Annotated in this window: 20 protein-coding genes and 1 pseudogene; 15 read left to right on the top strand and 6 right to left on the bottom strand. The window is 67.7% G+C overall.

Features of this window, described 5'->3' with window-relative positions:
• Positions 1–157: 157 nt before the first annotated feature.
• Positions 158–631, bottom strand: a complete 474-nt coding sequence (locus tag ACYQPG_RS07540; protein ID WP_419829094.1) for a carboxymuconolactone decarboxylase family protein — start codon at positions 629–631, stop codon at positions 158–160.
• Positions 632–712: 81 nt separating this feature from the next.
• Between ACYQPG_RS07540 and ACYQPG_RS07535 the strand changes: the two genes are divergently transcribed.
• The gene (locus tag ACYQPG_RS07535; RefSeq protein WP_147906318.1) at positions 713–1,165 is read left to right on the top strand and encodes a MarR family winged helix-turn-helix transcriptional regulator; all 453 of its coding nucleotides are present in this window, start codon (positions 713–715) and stop codon (positions 1,163–1,165) included.
• A 99-nt stretch (positions 1,166–1,264) separates the two neighbouring features.
• On the opposite strand, the gene rpmB is transcribed toward ACYQPG_RS07535, so the two are convergent.
• Positions 1,265–1,567, bottom strand: coding sequence for a 50S ribosomal protein L28 (rpmB, locus tag ACYQPG_RS07530; RefSeq protein WP_147853769.1), 303 nt, complete (start codon positions 1,565–1,567; stop codon positions 1,265–1,267).
• A gap of 383 nt (positions 1,568–1,950) precedes the next feature.
• On the opposite strand from rpmB, the gene ACYQPG_RS07525 reads away from it, so the two are divergent.
• Positions 1,951–2,814, top strand: a complete 864-nt coding sequence (locus ACYQPG_RS07525) for a DUF3108 domain-containing protein (RefSeq protein WP_461232433.1) — start codon at positions 1,951–1,953, stop codon at positions 2,812–2,814.
• 81 nt (positions 2,815–2,895) lie between these two features.
• Positions 2,896–3,186: a DUF1330 domain-containing protein gene (locus ACYQPG_RS07520; RefSeq protein WP_147939049.1), complete on the top strand. Its 291-nt coding sequence runs from the start codon at positions 2,896–2,898 to the stop codon at positions 3,184–3,186.
• Positions 3,187–3,196: 10 nt separating this feature from the next.
• Here ACYQPG_RS07520 and ACYQPG_RS07515 read toward each other — a convergent pair whose 3' ends face one another.
• Positions 3,197–3,553, bottom strand: a complete 357-nt coding sequence (locus ACYQPG_RS07515; RefSeq protein WP_461230655.1) for a darcynin family protein — start codon at positions 3,551–3,553, stop codon at positions 3,197–3,199.
• A 75-nt stretch (positions 3,554–3,628) separates the two neighbouring features.
• On the opposite strand from ACYQPG_RS07515, the pseudogene ACYQPG_RS07510 reads away from it, so the two are divergent.
• Positions 3,629–3,793: pseudogene (locus ACYQPG_RS07510) on the top strand (TetR family transcriptional regulator); the annotation flags it as partial.
• 485 nt (positions 3,794–4,278) lie between these two features.
• Here the strand turns inward: ACYQPG_RS07510 and ACYQPG_RS07505 are convergent.
• On the bottom strand, positions 4,279–5,292 hold the full coding sequence (locus tag ACYQPG_RS07505) for a glycosyltransferase (RefSeq protein ID WP_461230654.1): 1,014 nt from the start codon (positions 5,290–5,292) through the stop codon (positions 4,279–4,281).
• A 1,207-nt stretch (positions 5,293–6,499) separates the two neighbouring features.
• On the opposite strand from ACYQPG_RS07505, the gene ACYQPG_RS07500 reads away from it, so the two are divergent.
• The 5 genes from ACYQPG_RS07500 (at position 6,500) to ACYQPG_RS07480 (ending at position 13,163) form a co-directional block, all read left to right on the top strand.
• Entirely contained in the window at positions 6,500–9,949 is a 3,450-nt protein-coding gene (locus ACYQPG_RS07500) for a helicase-related protein (RefSeq protein ID WP_461230653.1), read from the top strand.
• Positions 9,950–9,958: 9 nt separating this feature from the next.
• Positions 9,959–10,252, top strand: coding sequence for an RNA-binding S4 domain-containing protein (locus ACYQPG_RS07495; RefSeq protein ID WP_461230652.1), 294 nt, complete (start codon positions 9,959–9,961; stop codon positions 10,250–10,252).
• A 216-nt stretch (positions 10,253–10,468) separates the two neighbouring features.
• Positions 10,469–10,807, top strand: a complete 339-nt coding sequence (gene fdxA, locus ACYQPG_RS07490; protein WP_461230651.1) for a ferredoxin FdxA — start codon at positions 10,469–10,471, stop codon at positions 10,805–10,807.
• A gap of 557 nt (positions 10,808–11,364) precedes the next feature.
• Entirely contained in the window at positions 11,365–11,964 is a 600-nt protein-coding gene (locus ACYQPG_RS07485; RefSeq protein ID WP_147906310.1) for a CarD family transcriptional regulator, read from the top strand.
• A gap of 323 nt (positions 11,965–12,287) precedes the next feature.
• The gene (locus tag ACYQPG_RS07480; RefSeq protein WP_007559662.1) at positions 12,288–13,163 is read left to right on the top strand and encodes an RNA polymerase factor sigma-32; all 876 of its coding nucleotides are present in this window, start codon (positions 12,288–12,290) and stop codon (positions 13,161–13,163) included.
• A gap of 101 nt (positions 13,164–13,264) precedes the next feature.
• On the opposite strand, the gene ACYQPG_RS07475 is transcribed toward ACYQPG_RS07480, so the two are convergent.
• Both ACYQPG_RS07475 and secB read right to left on the bottom strand, forming a co-directional pair.
• Positions 13,265–14,497: an MFS transporter gene (locus tag ACYQPG_RS07475; RefSeq protein ID WP_461230650.1), complete on the bottom strand. Its 1,233-nt coding sequence runs from the start codon at positions 14,495–14,497 to the stop codon at positions 13,265–13,267.
• A gap of 568 nt (positions 14,498–15,065) precedes the next feature.
• The gene (gene secB / locus ACYQPG_RS07470) at positions 15,066–15,566 is read right to left on the bottom strand and encodes a protein-export chaperone SecB (protein WP_147857047.1); all 501 of its coding nucleotides are present in this window, start codon (positions 15,564–15,566) and stop codon (positions 15,066–15,068) included.
• Between secB and ACYQPG_RS07465 the strand changes: the two genes are divergently transcribed.
• The 6 genes from ACYQPG_RS07465 (at position 15,565) to mltG (ending at position 21,148) form a co-directional block, all read left to right on the top strand.
• A complete protein-coding gene (locus ACYQPG_RS07465; RefSeq protein ID WP_147957908.1) occupies positions 15,565–15,744 on the top strand; it encodes a hypothetical protein in 180 nt (59 codons plus the stop codon). The two genes, secB and ACYQPG_RS07465, sit on opposite strands and share 2 nt — an antisense overlap.
• Positions 15,745–15,905: 161 nt before the next feature.
• Positions 15,906–16,622, top strand: a complete 717-nt coding sequence (locus ACYQPG_RS07460; RefSeq protein WP_461230649.1) for a Tim44/TimA family putative adaptor protein — start codon at positions 15,906–15,908, stop codon at positions 16,620–16,622.
• Between the two features lie 18 nt (positions 16,623–16,640).
• A complete protein-coding gene (mltA, locus tag ACYQPG_RS07455; RefSeq protein WP_461230648.1) occupies positions 16,641–17,834 on the top strand; it encodes a murein transglycosylase A in 1,194 nt (397 codons plus the stop codon).
• Entirely contained in the window at positions 17,831–18,478 is a 648-nt protein-coding gene (locus ACYQPG_RS07450) for a Smr/MutS family protein (protein ID WP_147906306.1), read from the top strand. The genes mltA and ACYQPG_RS07450 overlap by 4 nt, the downstream gene beginning before the upstream one ends.
• Before the next feature lie 120 nt (positions 18,479–18,598).
• Positions 18,599–19,489 carry a bifunctional DNA-formamidopyrimidine glycosylase/DNA-(apurinic or apyrimidinic site) lyase gene (mutM, locus tag ACYQPG_RS07445; protein WP_461230647.1) on the top strand — a complete coding sequence of 297 codons (891 nt, stop codon included), beginning with the start codon at positions 18,599–18,601 and terminating at the stop codon, positions 19,487–19,489.
• 258 nt (positions 19,490–19,747) lie between these two features.
• Complete coding sequence (gene mltG / locus ACYQPG_RS07440) at positions 19,748–21,148, top strand: endolytic transglycosylase MltG (protein ID WP_147906304.1); 1,401 nt, start codon at positions 19,748–19,750, stop codon at positions 21,146–21,148.
• The last annotated feature ends 107 nt before the right edge of the window (positions 21,149–21,255 follow it).

Below are 21,255 nucleotides of genomic sequence, written 5' to 3'. Positions count from 1 at the left end.
AACAGCGATGTTGGCGCGGAGCGCGCCGGCGACGAGGCCGTGGCGATAGAGTCTTGGGTCTGGCGTCGTCAGCGCGCGACGAGGTCGTCGGGTCCGGACAGAGGTGTGGCCGCAAAATACGTCAGCTGTTCGGGAGCAAGGCGAATCGGCATGGCCCTCAGCTCATCGAACGGGCGAGCGGCGCGAAATGCAGGCCCCCCGCGATGCGGTTCCAGGCGTTGATGTTGGCGATCGCGACGGTCAGGAGCAGCATCTCGTCCCGGCTGAACAACGGCGATTGTTCGGCCATGGGTGCCGCCCCATCGGCCATGCGTGTGAGATGCTCGGCCCAGGCCAGGGCGGCGCGCTCACGCGGAGAGAAGACCGGACTGTCGCGCCAGACCGCAACCAGATCGAGGGTGTGCTCGGCAAGGCCGAGCCGGCGGGCCGTGTCGAGATGGAAGCCGACGCAGAACGCGCATCCATTAATCTGCGACACGCGGATCTTCACGATCTCGCTGAGGCGCTTGTCGAGACCCGCCTCATCGACGGCCTTGCCGAGGGCGAGAAGCGCGGCGTGAGCCGCCGGTAACCCGGTCCTGAACAGGTCGTACGAAAAGCCCGCGTCGTCAGACGGTTCGACATCGGACATCGTGCGCCCTCCCACCATTCGCGCTAAAATCAGAGCACGAACAACATATCAGAACTCTGATAAGCGCCAAGAGGCTGGGTCATGGGTGAGCTGCCGCGGGCAGGCGAAGGCAAGCGCGGCCTTGATGGGCATCTCGGCTACCTCTTGCGGCAGGCGGCCCACGCACACAGGCAGCGTGTCGAGCAGCGGTTGAGCGGCATCTGCCTGACGCTGCCGCAGTTTTCAGTCCTGACGATCTTGGCTGCTTATCCAGGCCATAGCAGCGCGGATCTCGCCCGCCTCGCACTCGTGACGCCGCAGACCATGAGCGTCATCGTTGCGAATCTGCTGAAGGCCGGCCTCGTCGTACGGGAGCGGCACCGGGTCCACGGCCGCATCCAGACCCTGACGCTGACCGCGGCCGGTGAGGCGATGCTCGAAGCCGCCAAGCGGCACGTCTACGCGCTGGAGGCCGAGATGCTGAACGACCTTACGCCCACGCAGCAGACGGAGATCCGCCAATGGCTGACACGAATTGCGCGTGCACCCGGATAGGCGATGACGCCCCCGCGCAGGCAAGCATAAACCGCCGCGGCATGGCCTGCCGCGGCGGTTTATGTCGTCCGATCGGTGAAAGGCGCAGCGCGCCCGAAATCAGGCCGCGACGGCCGTGGTCTCGGCGAGCTTCTTGTGGATCTCGCGCTTCAGCAGGCGGGCGGTCTGCGACAGGTCGCCCTCGCCGGCCTTAACCAGGAAGGCGTCGAGGCCTCCGCGGTGCTCCACCGAGCGCAGAGCGTGCGCGGTGATGCGCAGGCGCACCCGCTTGCCGAGCGCGTCCGACTGGAGCGTGACATTGCACAGGTTCGGCAGGAACCGGCACTTGGTCTTGTGGTTCGAGTGGCTCACGAGGTGGCCGACCTGAACGGCCTTGCCGGTGAGTTCGCAGCGGCGCGCCATGATGACTAAAATTCCCGTCTCGTTCCGCCTGAGAAGACCCGATCGCAAGCGGCGCGATCATCGTCGCAGCGGGCGTCGCCCGATACGTATTCCAGGTCCAGCGGAGTCCCGTTGAAGGCGCGAGCCTATAGGCGACCTGCACCCGTTGCGTCAAGCTCCGTACCGCCTGGACATGTCCGGGGCGGCCGCCCAACGGTCTGTTAACCACGAGGCCGGGATATAACAGGCATCTGCTCGAAGAAGGCCAGCGCCTCGCCTGCACCGAGCGTCGAGAGCCTGTCGTACGGGATCGTCCCGCGCGGCACCCTTGGCCCAAGTTCCCCTGGGATGCGATCCGGATCATGAGCGCCACGCCTGTCCGTCGGACGATCAAGCCGCTGACGATGCGCATTCTCGGGACCGTGCTCGCCGTCGCGACGCTCGGTGCCCCGGCCGAAGCCGCCCGGCGCGCGAAGCGGAACGCCGCAGCCGCCCCCGCCACGGTGACGGTCGATTACAGCATCAACCTCGCGGGCCTGCCGATCGGCACCGCCCGGCTCGCCGGCAGCTTCGAGCGCGACCATTACCTGATGGATGTCTCCGCGACGCTGACCGGGCTGGTCGGGGCGATCACCGGCGGCAGGGGCTCGGCCCGGGCGTCAGGCACCTTCTCGGCGGCGCCGCAGCCCGGCGCGTTCTCGATCGCCACGCACACGGCGAGTTCCGGGATCGCGGTGCGCATGGCGCTGGCGCACGGCAACGTCGTGCAGGCCGAGATCACGCCCCCCCTCGTCGACATGCAGGACCGGGTGCCGATCACGGCCGACCACAAGCGCGGCATCATGGATCCGGTGAGCGCTCTGCTGATGCCAGCACAGGGCCGGGGCGAGTTGCTCGATCCAGCCAATTGCAATCGTAGCCTGCCGGTGTTCGACGGTGCGACCCGGTTCAACGTGGTGCTGAGCTACGCCGAGACCCGCGCGGTGCAGAAACCTGGTTATGCCGGCCCGGTTCTGGTTTGCACGGCCCGCTATCAGGCGGTGGCCGGCCACAGGCCGGATCGACCCGGGGTGAAGTTCATGGAGGACAACCGCGAGATGTCGGTCTGGCTCGCCCCGGTCGAAGGCACGCGGGCGCTCGTCCCGCTGCGCATCTCGGTGCTCACCACCATCGGTACCAACATCATCGAGGCGACGCGCTGGACCCAGGGCGCTGCCGCCGGGACGGCCGGGGCCAGCGTCGCGCAGGCGAGTTTGCCCGGGCAATAGCGCCAAACACCGCGATCCATCTTTGACCGGCGGCCTCTTTCCGGGCACCCCGTGCGCCCGCGGCAGAGAGGATGCAGAACCATGGCGAAGGGCTACATCATCGTCCGGATGACGGTCACCGATCCGGAGACCTACGCGGCGTATGCCGAGATGGCCTCCGCGGCAATGCGGCTTCACGGCGCCAGGCCCCTGGTGCGGGGCGGACGTAGCGAGGCGCTGGAGGGCGAGGCCCGGCCGCGCAACGTCGTGCTGGAATTCGATTCCTACGACGCCGCGCGGGCCTATTATTTCTCGCCGGAATACCAGGCGGCCAAGGCGAAACGCCTGCCCGCCGGTATCGGCGAGGTCGTGCTTGTCGAAGGTGCCGACTGAAGCTGCCCGCTCACGCGGCCAGGGGCGCCCGGTCGTAATGGGTCGCATAGGCGTTCTCCACCGCCGGGATGATCTCGACGATCGTGAACCACCGGTCCCAGAACGGCGTCTCGCGCAAGGCTTCGACGACGCTTTCGTAGGCATGATGCTCGCTGGCCTCCCAGACCCAGAGGTCGGTGACGCGAGCCGTGTAGAATTCGGCGTCGTAGAAGCGCAGCGTCACGGAATCCGCGTGGCGGCGCAGGATCGGCTCGAACACCTCGCGCAACCGGGCGAAGCGATCGTCGATCGACATCGCGAGCCATTCGGGCGAGGTCTTCACCAGCATGAAGACGGTGAGTTTGGGGTTGAAGGTCTGGTGGGACATGCGTTCTTTCATTCCGCGGGTCGGTTGGGACGCGGCGATGATGCCCCCGGGCGGCTCAGCGGCGAACTCGCGTTCATGACCGCCCGGACGGCGCGCGGGCCGCTGCTCAAGCCCCGGAAAAACCCGGAACAATCGCGGTCTGCCGAGACGGTGCGGACGATCCTCGAAGGCGCGGCTCGCGTTCTGGAGGAGCGCGGGCTGGCCGGCTACACGACCAATGCCGTGGCCGAGCGGGCCGGCGTCTCGGTCGGGTCGGTCTACCAGTACTTCCCCGGCAAGGACGCGCTGACCGCGGCCCTGGTCGCGCGGGAGACCGGCCTGCTGATCGCCGCGGTGCACGCCGCGGCCGAGGCGGCGACGCCGGAACTCGGACTGCGGCGCATCGTGCAGGCGGCCGTCGCCCATCAGATGTCCCTGCCACGTCTCGCGTTGCTGCTCGACCGCGAAGAGAACCGGCTCCAGCCGGCCGACAGCCTTGACGCGGTCCACCGGGCGATCTCGGACGCGTTCCTGACCCTGCTGGCACGCCTCGAACCCGGACCCGCCCGTCGCGATCGAGATTGCCGCGGGCGACCTGTTCGCGCTTGTGCGGGGCATGGTGGATGCCGCCGGGGAGCGGGGCGAGCAGGCCGGCGATGCGCTCGAACATCGGGTCCTGCGCGCGGTGTTCGGCTATTTAGGATTGCCCGCGGTGCTGCCGTAACCCGCGGGTCCGGCAGCGCCGCCTACGACCGTATCGCGCAGTACTTGAGATCGCGTGCGATCGAGCGCCATCGAATGTCATCGCGGTGGACGGACCGGTAAACCCCCGATCGGATGTTACCGACCACGGCCAACAAACCCCGGCGCCTGTTGCGCGAGATGTAAACCCGCTTGCGCTGCTCGAGCTGATGAAGTGCCCGTTGGAAAAAATCGATCGCTTTCCTGCGGTCGAAAAGCGGAAAGGTGACCTCGGTCTCAGTTGGGAGATTGCGGATCACTTCGACCATATCGGCGGTCGCAGAGATATAAACGTCGAATTCTTTGATTGGGTCGTAGCCTCTCGTTTTTTGACTGCGTCGGCCATCGCCAAATAGATTTGTCGAATGTTGGCGGTACGTCACGAGCGGCTTATCGAACTCGGCAGTCTCGCCCACGACTTGGCCGAGAAAAACGATCCATCTGTCGTGTGCAATCTTTTCTTTGGGGACTATGAAGTCGCGGAATCGGCCCTCGATATTGGCTAGGCTCAACAATTCCCGACGAAACACGATCGAGAAGCCGAAGAATGTCAACCAGGGATCGTAACTCAGCGGCGGCTTCACTCCCGTGCGCTCGATGCCCTGAGTAAATTTTACCAGCTTACCAGTTGCTTGATCGAGACTTGAAGCGGCGTGAACGATCAACGAAATATTCTTGTTGTCAAAATGGTGCGCTGCGCAAGCAAGTTTCTCCAGATCCCAAATATCATCCTGGTCACAGAAGGCTACGAAGTCCCCTTTGGCGGACAAAGCCGCCATCAGAAAATTGTCGCGAAATCCGAGATTGCTGTCGTTGATCTTGATTTTGATGGCCACCGCCGAACGAGCCGCAATCGACCTGACGATGTCTAGCGTTTCGTCGCTCGACCCGTCATCGGCGACGATAATCTCAATCGGCTTGATGGTTTGATTGATGACGCTTTCAAGCTGCTCGCGGATAAACGCCGAGCCGTTATAGGTGGCTATAACGACCGAAACAGTTTTCCCTGCAGTACTCATTCCCGCCGGCCTCGACATCTTAGATTTTAGAATTCAAAGCTCGATCCACCTATGAACCCAGCACACTCGCCACAGAGCGAGAAATATAGCGTTTCATTAATAGAGCACGCCCGTCGAAAGCGGAAGCGCGTATAATTCCGGCAGCGCTTGCGCGCTCCGGTGGCTCTGGCAGGCCTTCATTCGAACAAATGGCGGATAAAATTCTGTCGTATTTGTATAATGAGCCCTATGCTCACCATTGGCCGCTCGGCGGCAACTATTCAATCGATAATCTATGCATGTCGGAAGGGCGCGCCACTCTTTTCCGCGGTTCGATCAAGGCGCGGAAATGTCAGCCGCGGCATTCACGATTTACGCACGGATCGTTCCCATTTCGAATAGTGCCCCGTTTATCGACATCGGCGCGCGAAGCCGAATAGGATGAAATTTCATCGTAAAGTCACAGCTCAGATGGCGCTATTGAGAACTCATATCACACTTCATACCTGCATATATCGGGACTATAATTATAAATTTGAAAATCTTTATCGATAAAATCAGCCTGCTTGGACCTGATCATTTGATCGTAGTGGCTGGTGCATTTCCGGTTAGCCCCTATGGCTTTGACGGCTTGGCTGTTCCTTGCCGGGCGTCTCGAACCTGCCCGCGCTTTGGCTGGGCGACCTGGCGTGTCCGGTCTGGAATCCGTGAGTTCCCGTCCCCGAGTGAATCAGTTGCAGCCTTCGAAACGCGGCTGAGGATTGTGGTCTGGCGTTTCGAGGGCGTTCCAGGATGGGTGGGATTGTGCGGCCTGCTAACCGGCTGGCCGCCGCACACGAATTGTTTTGATGTTCCCACGATGATCGGCCCATGGCCCTACACCGCTTTCAAGTCACCCTGATTGTCGGGGCCGTGGCCCTCGTCGGACCGGCGGCGGCCCAGCCCCTGAGCGCCGGATCAGGCGATCCCGGCTGCGGCGGCGATGCCTTCTCGTCGGCGCAGGTGATCAAGCACCGGCCGCCGCGGCATGGCCCGTTGGTCTCGGTCCCCGACACCCTCTGCGCGGATGTCGCGCCCCAGCCTGGATCGCCAGCCATGCAGATCGTGGTCGATCCGCTGATTATGCCGCAGGTTGGCAGCGACCCAGGTGATATCCCATATGGGGGAGGACCGAGGCGGCCCTATCGTCCATGACGCGACCGGCCGTACGAGACCTCCAGCCCGCGCCATGACGGCGCCGCGCCGGCCTTCCCGTCCGAAGGAACCGCCGACCATCGACGCGCCGCTCCGCCCCCTCCCCCGCCGGTCCCTGCCGCGCGACGCCCGTGCCCGCGGCGTGACGGCGGTCCTCGGACCGACCAACACCGGCAAGACGCATCTCGCGATCGAGCGGATGCTTGCGCACCCGACCGGCATGATCGGGTTGCCCCTGCGGCTGCTCGCCCGGGAGGTGTACCTGCGCGTGGTCGCCAAGGTCGGCCCCGAGAAGGTCGCCCTCGTGACCGGAGAAGAGAAGATCAAGCCAGACCGGCCGCGCTACTGGATCTGCACGATCGAGGCGATGCCGCGCGACCTCGACGTGGCCTACGTCGCCATCGACGAGATCCAGCTCGCAGCCGACATGGATCGCGGCCACGTCTTCACCGACCGCCTGCTCTACGTGCGCGGCCGTGAGGAGACGCTGCTGATCGGCTCCTCGACCATGCTGCCGCTGGTCCAGGCACTGATTCCGAACGTCCACACCACGACTCGGCCGCGGCTATCGAAGCTCACCTTCGCGGGGGAGAAGCGGCTGTCGCGCCTGCCCCGGCGCACCGCGATCGTCGCCTTCTCGGCCGAGGAGGTCTACGCCATCGCAGAGCTGATCCGACGCCAGCGCGGGGGTGCCGCGGTGGTGCTTGGGGCGTTGTCGCCCAGGACCCGCAATGCCCAGGTCGAGATGTACCAGGCCGGGGACGTCGACTACCTCGTGGCCACCGACGCGGTCGGGATGGGGCTCAACCTCGATGTCGACCACGTCGCCTTCGCGGCGAACTGGAAATACGACGGCACCCGGTTTCGCAAGCTGACGCCCGCCGAGATGGGCCAGATCGCCGGCCGCGCAGGACGCCATCTCTCGGACGGGACCTTCGGCTCCACGGGGCGCTGCCCGCCCTTTGAGCCCGAGATGGTCGAGCGGTTGGAGAATCACGATTTCGACCCGCTGCGCATCATGCAATGGCGCAACCCTGACCTCAGCTTCGGCACCCTGGAGGCGCTCCAGGCGAGCCTCGACGAGCATCCGCGCGAGTCAGGTCTGACCCGGGCGCCGATGGGCCAGGACCAGCAGGCCCTCGAGATCCTGATGCGCGAGGACGATATCCGCGACATGGCGCGGAGCGCTTCCACCGTGCGGCGGCTCTGGGACGTCTGCGGCGTTCCGGATTACCGCAAGGTCCACCCGCAGGTGCATGCCGACCTGGTGGCCCAGCTCTACCGTTTTCTCATGAAGGGCATGGCCGGACGCATCCCCGACACGTGGTTCGCCGAGCAGATGGCGATGATCGATCGCACCGACGGCGACATCGATACGCTGTCCCGGCGGATCGCCCAGGGACGCACCTGGACGTTCGTGGCCAACCGCCCCGATTGGCTGCGCGACCCTGAACATTGGCAGGGCGAGACACGTCGGGTAGAGGACAGGCTGTCAGACGCCCTGCACGAACGCCTCGCGAGCCGCTTCGTCGACCGGCGCACAAGCGTCCTGATGCGGCGCCTGAGAGAGAACACGATGCTCGAAGCCCAAATTTCCGCCGACGGTGACGTCACCGTCGAGGGTCAGCATGTCGGTCACCTGCATGGATTTTTATTCGTTCCGGATGCCAGCGCAGAGGGGCACGAGGCCAAAACTCTGAGGAGTGCCGCCGAGAAGGCGCTCTCCGGGGAGATCGAGGCCCGGGCCGACCGCTTCGCGGCGACAGCCGATTCCACCCTCGTGCTCGCGCATGACGGGATGATTCGCTGGACCGGTGCCCCGGTGGCGAAGCTGACCCCCGGCGAGAAGCTGTTCGCGCCGCAGATTCGGCTGCTGGCCGACGACAGCCTGACTGGCGCGCACCGCGAGAAGGTCGAGGCGCGCCTCGATGCCTGGCTCAAGGCCATGATCGTGCGCCTGCTCGGCCCGCTGATGGAACTCGAGACCGCCGGCGACCTCACCGGCCTCGCCAAGGGTATTGGCTATCAGGTGGTCGAGGCTCTGGGCGTGTTGGAACGCTCCAAGGTCGCCCAGGAGATGCGCAGCCTGGACCAGGAGGGGCGCGGGGCGCTCCGCCGGCACGGCGTGCGATTCGGCGCCTACCACATCTTCCTGCCGGCCCTGCTGAAGCCGGCGCCGCGGACGCTTGCGGCACAGCTGTGGGCCCTCCGTAACGGTGGCCTCGACCAGCGCGGCCTGGACGAGATCGCGCATCTCGCGGGCTCGGGCCGGACCTCGATCAAGGTCGATCGCGAGATCGCCAAGGGCCTCTACCGGGCGGCCGGCTTCCGTGTCAGCGGTGAGCGGGCGGTGCGGGTCGACATCCTCGAGCGTCTGGCCGACCTGATTCGGCCGGCGATCGCCTATCGCCCCGGTACCACACCGGGCGCGGCGCCGGAGGGTACGGCCGACGGTGATGCCTTCGTGGCCACGGTCGGAATGACCTCGCTGGTCGGCTGTTCGGGCGAGGATTTCGCCTCGATCCTGAAGTCTCTGGGTTACTCGCTGGAGGCCCGCCCCGGACCCGCGATCACGGTGCCGCTGGTACCAGCGGCCGCGACTGCGCCGGTCGTCGTGACCCCACCATCTGAAACTGCACCGGCAAGCGAGACCGGCGAAACCGATCCCGGCTCCCTCGGCGAGGCGACCGGAGACGAGGCCGACGCCGCCGCGCAGGCTGCGACCGCGGAGACCTCCGTCGCGGAGACTTCGCTCTCCGAAAACGCTGAGTCTGACGCCGCTCCAGAGACCGGAACGGAAGCCGAAGCCGAAGCCGCTCCCGAAGCCATGGCGGAGGCTGAGCCCGTCGAGGCTGCTGCCGACACCTTGCCGGAAGCGGCTGACGCACCGCAATCCGAGGTGGAAGCGATCCCAGCCGAAGGCGCGCAGGCCGCCGAGGCACCCGAATCCGAGACCCGTCCGACCACCGAGACTCACGAGGTGGTGGAAGCGAACGAGACCGTATCCGAGACCGCCGGGAATGAATCCGCGGCTGTGGAGGGTGAGACCCCGGCGGAGCCGGTGCTGATCGAGGTGTGGCGCCTGCAGCGCCATCAGCGGCCGGCCAATCCTCGGCCGCAGAACCGCCCGCGGGGCGCGGGGCGTGGACGCGATGGCGCTCAGCCGGGGCAGCCGGGTCAGCATCAGGGTCCGGGCCGCCCGGAGGGCGGGCGTCCCGAACACCGGCGGGCCGAAGGCGGCGAGCGCCCCGGCAACGAGGGCGGTCCCCGCACCGGACGCGACCGCGGCCCTCGCCGTGATCGCTTCGAGGGCGGCCGGCCCGAGCGCCGGGACGACCAGCGCAGCGCCGAGCAACGCCACGCGGCGCCGCGGCCCGACCAGCGTCCGCCGCGGCGCGAACGGGCTCCGGATCCGGATTCGCCCTTCGCCAAGCTGGCGGCGCTCAAGGCGCAACTCGAAGCCGGCGACGGCGGGAAGCGCTGACGCCCGCGGATGCGGGAGGGTCGGCAGCGGCTCGACAAATGGCTGTGGTTCGCGCGGTTCGCGCGGACCCGCTCCCTGGCTGCGCGCCTGTCCGAAGACGGCTTCGTGCGGGTGAACGGAACCCGAGCCGAGAACCCGGCCAAGGGCATCGTGATCGGCGACGTGGTGACTGTGGCCGCTCCCCACGCGACCCTGGCCGTGCGCGTACTCGCCCTCGGTGAGCGGCGGGGACCTGCCCCGGAGGCGCGGGCTCTTTACGAGGACTTGGCTGGCGTACAGACGGTGATCGAGCCACCCGAGTGATGAGCTGGCGCCACAGCCGTGCGTCGCGGATCGGGTCGCAGGCCCCTGGGACACCCGTGCGCTTGTCAGCCTGGAAGGCAGGGTCTAGAGCCCTTGGCTTCCGAAAGACTTGGTTCGACGCGAGGTTTTGCGGCGCACCATCGAAGCGCCGCCTGGGCGTGCGGGCCTTCCAGGCTCCGCCCGGGCTGAACAGAATTTTTAGGACGAAGACAGCCGATGACCTACGTCGTCACTGACAACTGCATCAAGTGCAAGTACATGGACTGCGTCGAGGTGTGTCCGGTGGACTGCTTCTACGAGGGCGAGAACATGCTCGTCATCCATCCGGACGAGTGCATCGATTGCGGCGTCTGCGAGCCCGAGTGCCCGGCTGAAGCGATCAAGCCTGATACCGAGTCGAACCTCGAGACGTGGTTGAAGCTGAACGCCGACTACGCCAAGAGCTGGCCGAACATCACCCAGAAGAAGGACGCGCCGTCGGACGCGAAGGAGTGGGATGGCGTCTCGGGTAAGCTCGAGGCGCATTTCTCCAACAACCCTGGCTCGGGCGACTAGAGCCTGATGCCCTGCGGAGGTCGCCCAGGACCAGGGCGGATCGAAACGCGGACACGGGCGGGCAGAACTAGGATCACGGATCGCCTCACGATGTTGCGATCCAGCCTCGGCCCGTTCGGCGCTTGTGGATCATGGCCGAAACCGCATTTGACCTGCGTCAAGCGAAGCCCTGAGCCGCGATCAGGTCATTCCTCTCCGGCTTGGCCGGTGTAGAACTCTTTCGAGGCTGCGTCCGGATGGCGCGCGCTTCTTCAGGGATGCTTTGATCTGTGCGCCGGATTGTGATACACAATCCGCCTGCCGTCGCTTGCGCCAGACGTGCTCCCTCAGGCCGAAATGCCTTTCGCTTTCGTGAATTAGAGGAGTGGCACGCGAACGACCGCCGAGGGTGACTTCGGCGGGTGTTCCGGTGTTTGCACGGCCGCGCCGGGGAACGCCCGGATCTGTGCCTGGTGGGCACGGATCCCGGGAACGGCGAGGCAAACCGGGTATCCCGCCCGGAAGAACACGGTTTTGCGCGGTGCGGAGCATCGCGCGCCAGTGGAGGCCCTTCTCGCATGACCACAGCCAAGAAGACGACGACCGTTGGCCGGCAAGGCTTCAAGACCGGTGAGGCCGTCGTATATCCGGCCCACGGCGTCGGTCGCATCACCGCGATCGAAGAGCAAGAGATCGCGGGCTACAAACTTGAGCTGTTCGTCGTCTCGTTCGAGAAGGACAAGATGGTTCTGCGCGTCCCGACCGCGAAGGCCAACTCCGTCGGCATGCGCAAGCTCGCCGAGCCGGACCTGGTAAAGAAGGCGCTAGACGTGCTGACCGGCCGCGCTCGGATCAAGCGCACCATGTGGTCGCGTCGGGCTCAGGAATACGAGGCCAAGATCAACTCTGGCGACCTGCTGGCCGTCACCGAGGTGGTGCGCGACCTGTTCCGCTCCGAGGCGCAGCCCGAGCAGTCCTACTCGGAGCGCCAGCTCTACGAGGCTGCCCTGGACCGGATCGTGCGTGAGATTTCCTCGGTCAACCGCATCACCGAGACCGAGGCGCTGAAGCTGATCGAACAGAGCCTGGCCAAGTCCCCACGCCGCGCCAAGAGCGAGGCCGAGCCGGAGGCGGAGGCCGAAGGTGAGGGCGATGACATCCAGGAAGTCGCTGCCTGAAGCGCCCCTGTTTCTTCGATGAGAAAAAGCCCGGCCCCTTGGGGTCGGGCTTTTTCGTGCCGGCACGCCGGATCGGTCGCGTCTCCCGCTTTTCCACGGCAGCTCGGAAGACAGGGGACTGGACGGCGCGACGTTAGATCCCATGTTTCTTAGTGAAACACGAAATCGTGGCCATCGGCCTGTCGCACTGCGAAGGCACGTGGCGGAACTTTCGTGATTGGCCTTCCGTTGTCGGTTGCCTGGCGCCGCCGTTCGGTGACGCCCTGCGGGTTGGACGCTCCGTTCGGCGCCGCGACAGCACTCGGCAACAAGAGGCAGGCGGGATGGCTGATATCGCTGGAATTCGACGGCAGTTCATTCGGACTGCCATGGAGGCGCCCTTCCTGGCCCGGGAGGAAGAGCGCGGCCTCGCCGTCCGCTGGAAGGACAACCGCGACGAGCGGGCGCTGCACCGTCTGATTTCAGCCCATATGCGCCTCGTCATCGCCCTGGCGGGGCGTTTTCGTCACTACGGGCTGCCGATGGCAGACCTGGTGCAGGAGGGACATGTCGGCCTCATGGAGGCCGCGGCGCGGTTCGAGCCGGAGAGGGACGTCAGGTTCTCGACTTACGCGACGTGGTGGATCCGCGCATCGATCCAGGACTATATCCTGCGCAACTGGTCGATTGTGCGCGGGGGAACGTCCTCGGCTCAGAAAGCGCTGTTCTTCAACCTGCGCCGGCTGCGTGCCCGGTTGATGCAATCCACTGAGGAGCATGTCGGCGACGAGATCCATCGCCGCATCGCGACCGCCATCGGCGTCTCGCGCGACGACGTGGCTCTGATGGATGCCCGCCTTTCAGGTCCCGACATGTCGCTGAACGCCCCCGTCGGCGAGGACAACGACGCCTCCTCCGAGCGCATGGACTTTTTGGTCGACGGTGCGGCGCTTCCGGACGAGACCGTGAGCGCGACGGTCGACGGCGAACGGCGCCTCAGCTGGCTGCAACAGGCCCTGACGGTCCTGTCCGAGCGCGAGCTGCGCATCCTGCGTGAGCGGCGCCTCGCTGAGGATCAGGCGACCCTCGAAGCCCTGGGTCAGCGCCTAGGCATCTCGAAGGAGCGGGTCCGCCAGATCGAGAACCGCGCCCTGGAAAAACTCCGTCGCGCCCTGGCTGACAGGTTCCCGGCCGCGACCGGGAGCCCGCATATCGGCTGATCCTTCCGACAGGAGCAACCGATCTTTTGAACAAGCCCGGCCTCTCGGCCGGGCTTTTTGCGTTTCCCGCAGGGGGTCCCGAACCTGATAGGCAAGAGTTTTTACGCTCCCTGGCCCGCCGTGCGTCGCCGCTCCCTCCCACGCCTGCGCCGACCGGGCTCCGGCGTCGCGTCGAGCCATATCACCAGCACCAGGGCGATAAGGGCCGGTACGCCGAGGGCGAGGAACGCGCCGGTCCAGCCGAACAATCCGTAGGACAAGCCACCATACCAGCCCGACAGGGCGCCGCCGACGCCCTGCACGGCGTTGACGCTGCCGAGCGCTGTCTGGGTACGCCCGGACCCCCAGGTCAGGTCCGCCACGATCACCGGCACGGCCACGCCGACGATGCCGGAGGCGACACCGTCCAGGACTTCCGCCGTGATGAGCCAGACCGGATCGTCAATCAGACCCGACAGGACGGCCCGCACCGGCAGTACCGCGAACGCCACCATCAGGAGCTGGCGTCGTCCGCGCCGATCCGCCAGGGAGCCGGCGAACAGGGCCACTGGCACCATCACGAGCTGTGCCACCATCACGTAGCGGGCCGTCCATGTCGTCGCGTCGGCGGCGGTGGCCACCAGTTTCTGTCCGAGCAGGGACAGCATGCCGCCATTGCCAAGGTTGAACAGCGTCAGCGCCACGGTGAGCACCAGCAGACGCCGGTTGCCGAGGACCTGACGAATGCCGCTGCGCTGCGGCTCGTCGTCCGCGTCCTCCTCCCAACCGACCGCGCGACGTCGACTCCAGGCGCCGGCCGGGGTCGTTAGCGTCGCGACGATCGCGGCGACCGCCATACCGCCCAGCACCCAGAAGGCGATCGCCGGACCGAATGTTCCAGTGCCGAGGCTGATGCCGCCGGCGGCGATCAGGATGCCAACATGGTTGAACGCCTGGTTGCGGCCCTGTTGTTTAGGGAACCCGTCCTTCCCGACGATCCCGAGGGTCAGCGCGGCGACCGCCGGCAGCAACAGGGTACCTCCCGCCGCGGCGAGCAGCTGCGCCACCAGGACCGCCGGGAAGCTGCGCGCCGGGAGAAGCAGGAGCGTGCCCGCCAGGATCGCCGCGCAGGCGAGCGCCACCAGGAGACGCGGACGTGTAAAGCGGTCGACCATGGCCCCGAACGGGCCGCTCAAGAATAGCGTCGCGATGCCCACTAGGGTGATGACAAAGCCCACCCGCGCCGGACTCCAGGACGCAGCCTGCGCCAGCCACGTCCCCAGGAAGGGGCCGAGGCCACCCTGGATGTCTCCGGTGAACAGGTTGATCAGGGCAAGGTGTGCGGTGGGGCTCATGCGATCCAGGTCTGGCAATGGGCCCCGGACCTGAACGCCGTCCCTCGTACGGTCAAGCCCGGCAGCGAGCGTCCGCCCCCTGCGGCCGCGCCGGCCGGGCGGGCCGTACGGCGTGAGCCCGTCGCCGAACGACCCGTTCTCTGGCGCGACCTCGACCGAGTTCACGAACACGTCTGCTGGCGTCACCCCCGGCTCGCGCCCGAGGGCTATGTCGGCGACTGCTTTTGTGCCGTGGTCCGTGTGGCGTTGCAGGTGATCTGGATGATGACCAGCCCACCACCGCGATGGCTGTCGAGATGGTCAGCCCCGAAGTGGGAGTTCGCCGAGCTACGGATTTCGAAGATGCATGGGCGGGACGAGATCGTGCTGATAGAGGAGAGCCTGCGCTGGTTCCTAGCCCCGGACTTCCCGATCCCACCAGCGGGCGAGCCGTTCCGTCTGTCCAGCTAATCGGGGCCCTGCAACGTCCTGGCGGCGACTGAGCGGGCGCCCTGTAGAAGCGCTGCGAACGCTGGCTGCGGCCTATCGCGGTCCCGGCGGCCACTGACCGCCGGGACGGTTCAGCGCCTCAGGAAGCGAGCGGACCGCTGGCGCCCTGGGCCTCCATCGCCTTCTGGCGGTAGAGCGCAACGAAATCGATCGGATCGATGTACAGGGGCGGGAAGCCGCCGTTGCGCACCGCCTCGGCCACGATCTGCCGAGCGAACGGGAACAGCAGGCGCGGGCACTCGATCATCACCGCGGGATGAAGCTGGTCGGCCGGGATGTTGACCATGCGGAAGACGCCCGCGTACTTCACGTCGAAGGCGAACAGCACTTCGGCCTGGATCTTGGCGTCGCCCTCCAGGGTCAGCTCGACCTCGAAATCGGTGTCGGAGAGCTGCTGCGCGCTGACATTCACCTGAATGTTGATCTGCGGACCCTGACCTTCCTTGGGCTGGAGAGAGCGTGGCGCGTTCGGGTTCTCGAAGGAGAGGTCCTTCGTGTACTGAGCCAGCGCATTGATGGTCGGCGCGTCGCCCTGCGGCATGCCGCCGCCGTTGCCGTTGGCTGCCGGAGAGTCGGCCATGCGGATCATCCTTCTCGATCGGCCGGCAGGGCCGGCCCGGGTTGTCGCGGCGCGAGCCGCGGAACGGCACCGCGATGCGGCCCGGAAGGCAGCGCCGCTAACACGCGCGTCGGAGACGGACAAGCAGCGGGCTGGCGTGGCGCTGGCGGCAGCGGTGTTCGAGACCCATATCGGTTGACGCATGGGGATCGCGGCGTTCCGCATCGGTATAACCGGCTCGCTCCTTGCGCGTTGGTCAGTTATGAGTCGCCTAGACCCGCGAGCGCTTTGCCGGCGCCGCACCGCGCACGACCTCGGCACGGGGCACGAGGTCCCGCCGCGGCCACCATCGGATCGGTGATGCAGGACAGTTTCGACATTACGACGATCATCTTCCTCGCACTCGCAGTCTTCGTGATCTGGCGCCTGCGCTCGGTGCTCGGCCAGAAGACCGGTGCCGAGCGCTCGCCGTTCAAGCCGGTGGATCGAAGCCGTACCGAGCCGCAGGCCCGATCTGAGGGCGACAACGTCGTTCGGTTGCCCGGTGCCGACCGGGTTCAGCCCGCGTCGGCCACAGCGTCTGCGGCGGTACGTGACTGGCGCGGCATCGCGGAGCCCGGCTCCGAGATCGCCCGCGGGCTCGAAGCGGCCGTTCAGGCGGAGCCGAGTTTCGACCCTCGCACGTTCATCGAGGGGGCCAAGTCGGCCTACGAGACGATCATGATCGCCTTCGCAAAGGGCGACCGGAAAACCCTGCGGGGGCTCCTGTCGAAAGAGGTCGGCGAAGCTTTCGAGCGGGCCATCGTCGAGCGTGAGCGCAACCGACAGACCTTGGAAACCACCTTCGTGTCGATCGACAAGGCCGAGATCGTCGCCATCGAGGTGCGTAACCGTGTCGCGCAGATCACCGTGCGGTTCCTGTCGAACCTGATCACCGCCACCCGCAACGCCGAGGGCAAGGTCGTCGACGGCAGCGCCGAGACGGTTGTCGAGGTGCCGGACGTCTGGACTTTCGCGCGCACCCTCGGCTCGCGGGACCCGAACTGGCAGCTCGTGGCCACCGAGGCCGGCGCCTGATTTCGTGACCCCGTTGCCGTGCCAAACTTGCGTGCCTGGTCCGGAGGTATCCCGACCGTCCTCATCCCCGCCCTCTACGCGACGTTCCTAGCCGGCTCGTCCATGGCCGCCTCCGCCGAGGTCGGCGGGGCGGTCCTGACACCCGTGGCGTTCGCAGCACTGCCGGGCTTTCCCGGCCCCGATCCGGCCGCTTCACTCGACGCGTTCCGGAGGGTCTGCGCCGCGCCCCAGCCCGCTACGCCACAGCCGGCGGGGGTCGCTGGCGATCCGGCGGACCTGTCGGCGGCTTGCGCGGCTGCGGTGGGGGTGACGCGCGAGGCGGCAGCCACGTTCTTTCAGGATCGGTTCGAGGCCTACCGGGTGGTGCGGCCAGATGCAGAGCGCCCGGGCTTCCTGACGGGCTACTTCGAGCCGGAGCTGGACGGCTCTCTCACGCAGGGTCCGGACTTCCCGACGCCGGTTCTCGCCCGACCTGACGACCTCGTCTCGCTGGCCCCTGGCGAGACCCGCCCCGGTCTCGACCCGGTCCTGCGCGCCGCCCGCGCCACCGCGGATGGGTTCGGACCCTATCCGGACCGAGCGGCGATCGAGGACGGGGCGCTGGGCGCCCAGGCGCGGCCGATCCTATGGCTGCGCGACGGGGTCGATCTCCTGGTCCTGCAAGTCCAGGGCTCCGGACGCGTCCGCCTGCCCGACGGCCGGGCCGTCCGAGTGTTGTATGACGGCCGCAACGGCCGGCCCTACACGGCCGTGGCCAAGCTGATCGTGCAGGAGGGCCACCTGCCTTTGGAAGGCCTCACGCTGGCCCGTTGGACGACCTGGCTGCGCGCCCATCCCGAGAGTGCGCGACGGCTGATCCGCACCAATGCCTCCTACATCTTCTTCCGCCTGGCCCCGGTGGAGAATCCGGCGCTCGGTCCGCCGGGTGCCGCCAATGCGCCGCTGACGCCGGGGCGTAGCCTCGCGGTGGATAGCGGACTGTGGCGTTACGGCCTGCCGTTCTGGCTGGACGGGCCGTTGCCGGGCGGCGTGCCGGGCGACACCGGACGCCTGGTCATCGCCGCCGACACGGGGTCGGCAATCGTCGGCCCGGCCCGGGGCGATTTGTTCGTCGGGACCGGGGCGCAGGCCGGGGTCGCGGCCGGAAACCTACGCGATTCCATAGGCTTCGTCGTGCTGCTGCCCAAGCCCGCCCGCGGGGTCGCGCCGTGAGGCCGCCGCGCCGCACGCGCCGGCTGAGCGCCGGGGAGGCCCGGCTCTGGGGTGAGATCGCCAAGCTCGTGACACCGCTGACCGGCCGGGCGACGCTGCCGCAGCCCGAGGTCGCGCCGGCGCCGCCGACCGCCACCATGCCGCCGCTGACGGCGCCGATCCTGAAGCCGACCGCGCCTCCGGTGGCCAAGAAAGCGCGCCTGAAACCGCCGCCCAAGCCGGCTGCCGCCCTGCCCCAGAAGGTCACCGCTGCGCCCTATCAGGCGCCGCTCCAGAGCCACGCTGCCCCGTCGGGGCTGGAGCGGCAGGCCAAGGTCGGGCTGCGCCGGGGGCGTCTGGCCGTGGAGGCGCGGATCGACCTGCACGGGATGGTGCAGGCGCAAGCCCATGCTGCGCTGACAGGATTCCTTCTGCGGTGCCGGGCCGCCGGGCATGCCTACGTACTGGTGGTGACCGGCAAAGGGGGCCAGGAGAGAGGAGGCTCGTCCTATCCCGATGCCTTCGCGGAGCGGGGGGTGCTCCGGCGCAGCGTGCCGCACTGGCTGCGCGGCGCCGAGCTGCGCGGCATCGTGCTGGGCTTCGAGGAAGCGTCGCGGCACCATGGCGGCGGCGGCGCGCTCTACGTCAGACTTCGCCGTCGCTGAGCGCCAGCCTTCGCGCGCTCTTCGCGGGCCAGGGCGGCAAACCGCGCCGTTGCCGACTTCTTCGAAGAACTCGATATCCTCAACGCGCGCTCGCGTGGTCGAACGAAAAGTCCGAAAACAATGCCGGAGCTTCCCGAGGTCGAGACGGTGCGGCGCGGCCTGGTGCCCGCGATGGTCGGCGCCCGGTTCAGCCGCGTCACCCTGCGCCGGCCGAACCTGCGCTTTCCGTTCCCGGAGCGATTCGCGGCGCGGCTGGAGGGTCGGACCGTGACCGACCTCACCCGCCGGGCGAAGTACCTCACCGCCGGGCTCGATTCGGGCGAGACCCTGATCATGCATCTCGGCATGAGCGGCCGGTTCGACGTGGCCCTCCCCGACGGGAGCAACCTCTCCCCCGGGGATTTCTACCTGGAGGGGGCGCAGGGCACGCCGAAGCACGACCACGTCGTGATGGCGATGAGCACCGGGGCCACGATCACCTACAACGACGCCCGCCGCTTCGGCTTCATGGACCTCGTCCCGAGCGAGACCCTCGCGACCAGCCGCCACTTCGCCCGGATGGGGATCGAACCGCTCGACGGGCTGACCGGGGCGGTGATCGCCGGCCTGTTCCGGCACAAGATCACGCCGCTGAAGGCCGCGCTGCTCGACCAGAGCCTGATCGCGGGCCTGGGCAACATCTACGTCTGCGAGGCCCTGCACCGGGCCCGCCTCCACCCGGAGACCCCCGCCGGCCTGCTGATCAAGCCCGACGGGCGCCCGACGCCCAAGGCCAACGCGCTCGCCAAGGCGATCGTGCAGGTGCTGCAGGAGGCCGTGAAGGCCGGCGGCTCGACCCTGCGCGACTACGCCCACACCGACGGCAGCGCGGGCGCCTTCCAGCACGCCTTCCGGGTCTACGACCGGGTCGGCGAGCCGTGCCGCCACCCGGGCTGCCGCGGCTCGGTCACCCGGATCGTGCAGGCCAACCGCTCGACCTTCTTCTGCGCGACCTGCCAGCCGCCGGTCTGACCCATCGCCCCGATCGGCCCGCTCTCGCGGCGCGAAACGGCATTTTCGCCACAAACCCGACTAGGGTCGCGGATCTCGACGCGCACACCGGGTTGCGGGCTGCCGGTCCCGGCCCGCGGCGCGGGATCGGTCGCGCGGGCCTGACGCGTCGTCCCGGAAGTCGGATCCGGGACGACGCGTCAGGCCGCTGGTTTTGCATCCTCGTCGTCCCGAAGGCCGCGTGCCGGCGTTCGGGATGATGCTCGTGACAGGAACGCGATGTTCTTCCGCCGCTCAAAGACGCCCGCGCCCGAGACCATCGCGCAGGATCCGACGGAGGGCCCCGCGCTGCCGCAGCGGCTGTCGCCGCGCTCGCCGGGCGAGGCGATCAAGCCGACCGCCGCGCCGCCGCCGCCGGAGAAGCCGGTGCGCGAGCGCAGCGGTCTCGTCGGCATCATCAGCGGCGCCCTCACCTTCGCGGTGGTGATCGCCATCGCGGCGATGATCGGGATCACCCTGTTCCAGCGCCAGGTGCGCGAGCCGGGGCCGCTCGTCGCCGACAAGGTCGTGGTGATCCCGACCCACAGCGGCACGGGCGAGATCGCCGAGACCCTCAAGCGCGAGGGCGTGATCGACCATACCGGCCTGTTCGAGTTCGCCGCCCGCTTCGGCGGACGGCCGGCGCTCCGGGCCGGCGAGTACATCTTCAAGGCGCATGCGAGCATCGCCGACGCCCTCGACACGGTGACCACCGGCCGGCAGGTCCAGCACGCGATCACGTTCCCCGAGGGTCTCACCTCCGAGCAGATCGTCACGCGGCTCAACGACAACGACATCCTCTCGGGCGAGATCAACGAGATTCCCCCGGAGGGCTCACTCCTGCCCGACACCTACAAGTTCGAGCGCGGCGCCACCCGCCAGCAGATCGTGAACCTGATGCGGGCCAAGCAGCGCGAGGTGCTGAACCAGATCTGGCTCCGCCGCAGCGCCGACGTGCCGGTGCGGACGCCGGCTGAGATGGTCACCCTGGCCTCGATCGTCGAGAAGGAGACCGGCCGGGCCGACGAGCGGCCGCGGGTCGCCGGCGTGTTCATCAACCGCCTCAACAAGCGGATGAAGCTGCAATCGGACCCGACCATCGTGTACGGGCTGGTGGGCGGGCGCGGCACCCTCGGGCGCGGCATCCTGCGCTCCGAGATCGACCGGGCGACGCCCTATAACACCTACGCGATCGAGGGCCTGCCCCCGGGGCCGATCGCCAATCCCGGCCGCGCCGCCCTGGAGGCGGTGGCCAACCCGTCCCGCACCAAGGACCTGTACTTCGTGGCGGACGGCAGCGGCGGCCACGCCTTCGCCGACTCGCTCGAAGGCCACCAGCGCAACGTCGCCCGCTGGCGCGCGGTCGAGAAGAGCCGCCAGGCGCCGCCGGACGCGGTCGACAAGGTCGAGCCGGGCCCCGACCCGAGCGTCCCCGGCCGGGCCTCGGCCTTCGCACCGGGCAACGCCCCGAACACCAACGCGGCCTTCGCCCTCGATTCCGGCACGCCGGGCACCCGCGCCTTCGACGCCTCCGAGGGCACCCGCCTCGATCCGCTGAAGAACCGCAGCTACGATCTCGGCTCGCCCAAGACCGTCCCGGCGCTGGCCGACCCGACGCCGGCCCCGCGCGGGCGGCGGTAGGCTGGGAGGCGCCGGGCTCCGCTGAAGCGCGGCGCTTTCCAGAACCAGAACGGATCCACTGCAAATCCACGCGGTGCGTGGGCCTTCTGTCCGCTGCGTCGCCGACG

This window comes from Methylobacterium sp. CM6246, from assembly GCF_054818005.1.
Note: the sequence above shows the minus strand (reverse complement) of the source record. Positions and strands in the feature narration are given on the sequence as shown.

Bases quoted from the DNA above. Each gene is read 5' to 3' on its own strand.
- ACYQPG_RS07475 (WP_461230650.1), bottom strand. From the start codon at position 14,497: ATGAGCCCCACCGCACACCTTGCCCTGATCAACCTGTTCACCGGAGAC.
- ACYQPG_RS07540 (WP_419829094.1), bottom strand. From the start codon at position 631: ATGTCCGATGTCGAACCGTCTGACGACGCGGGCTTTTCGTACGACCTG.
- mutM (WP_461230647.1), top strand. From the start codon at position 18,599: ATGCCGGAGCTTCCCGAGGTCGAGACGGTGCGGCGCGGCCTGGTGCCC.
- ACYQPG_RS07525 (WP_461232433.1), top strand. From the start codon at position 1,951: ATGCGCATTCTCGGGACCGTGCTCGCCGTCGCGACGCTCGGTGCCCCG.
- ACYQPG_RS07485 (WP_147906310.1), top strand. From the start codon at position 11,365: ATGACCACAGCCAAGAAGACGACGACCGTTGGCCGGCAAGGCTTCAAG.
- ACYQPG_RS07465 (WP_147957908.1), top strand. From the start codon at position 15,565: ATGCGGATCATCCTTCTCGATCGGCCGGCAGGGCCGGCCCGGGTTGTC.
- secB (WP_147857047.1), bottom strand. From the start codon at position 15,566: ATGGCCGACTCTCCGGCAGCCAACGGCAACGGCGGCGGCATGCCGCAG.
- ACYQPG_RS07535 (WP_147906318.1), top strand. From the start codon at position 713: ATGGGTGAGCTGCCGCGGGCAGGCGAAGGCAAGCGCGGCCTTGATGGG.
- ACYQPG_RS07515 (WP_461230655.1), bottom strand. From the start codon at position 3,553: ATGTCCCACCAGACCTTCAACCCCAAACTCACCGTCTTCATGCTGGTG.
- ACYQPG_RS07460 (WP_461230649.1), top strand. From the start codon at position 15,906: ATGCAGGACAGTTTCGACATTACGACGATCATCTTCCTCGCACTCGCA.
- ACYQPG_RS07500 (WP_461230653.1), top strand. From the start codon at position 6,500: ATGACGGCGCCGCGCCGGCCTTCCCGTCCGAAGGAACCGCCGACCATC.
- mltG (WP_147906304.1), top strand. From the start codon at position 19,748: ATGTTCTTCCGCCGCTCAAAGACGCCCGCGCCCGAGACCATCGCGCAG.
- rpmB (WP_147853769.1), bottom strand. From the start codon at position 1,567: ATGGCGCGCCGCTGCGAACTCACCGGCAAGGCCGTTCAGGTCGGCCAC.
- ACYQPG_RS07495 (WP_461230652.1), top strand. From the start codon at position 9,959: ATGCGGGAGGGTCGGCAGCGGCTCGACAAATGGCTGTGGTTCGCGCGG.
- ACYQPG_RS07505 (WP_461230654.1), bottom strand. From the start codon at position 5,292: ATGAGTACTGCAGGGAAAACTGTTTCGGTCGTTATAGCCACCTATAAC.
- fdxA (WP_461230651.1), top strand. From the start codon at position 10,469: ATGACCTACGTCGTCACTGACAACTGCATCAAGTGCAAGTACATGGAC.
- ACYQPG_RS07480 (WP_007559662.1), top strand. From the start codon at position 12,288: ATGGCTGATATCGCTGGAATTCGACGGCAGTTCATTCGGACTGCCATG.
- ACYQPG_RS07520 (WP_147939049.1), top strand. From the start codon at position 2,896: ATGGCGAAGGGCTACATCATCGTCCGGATGACGGTCACCGATCCGGAG.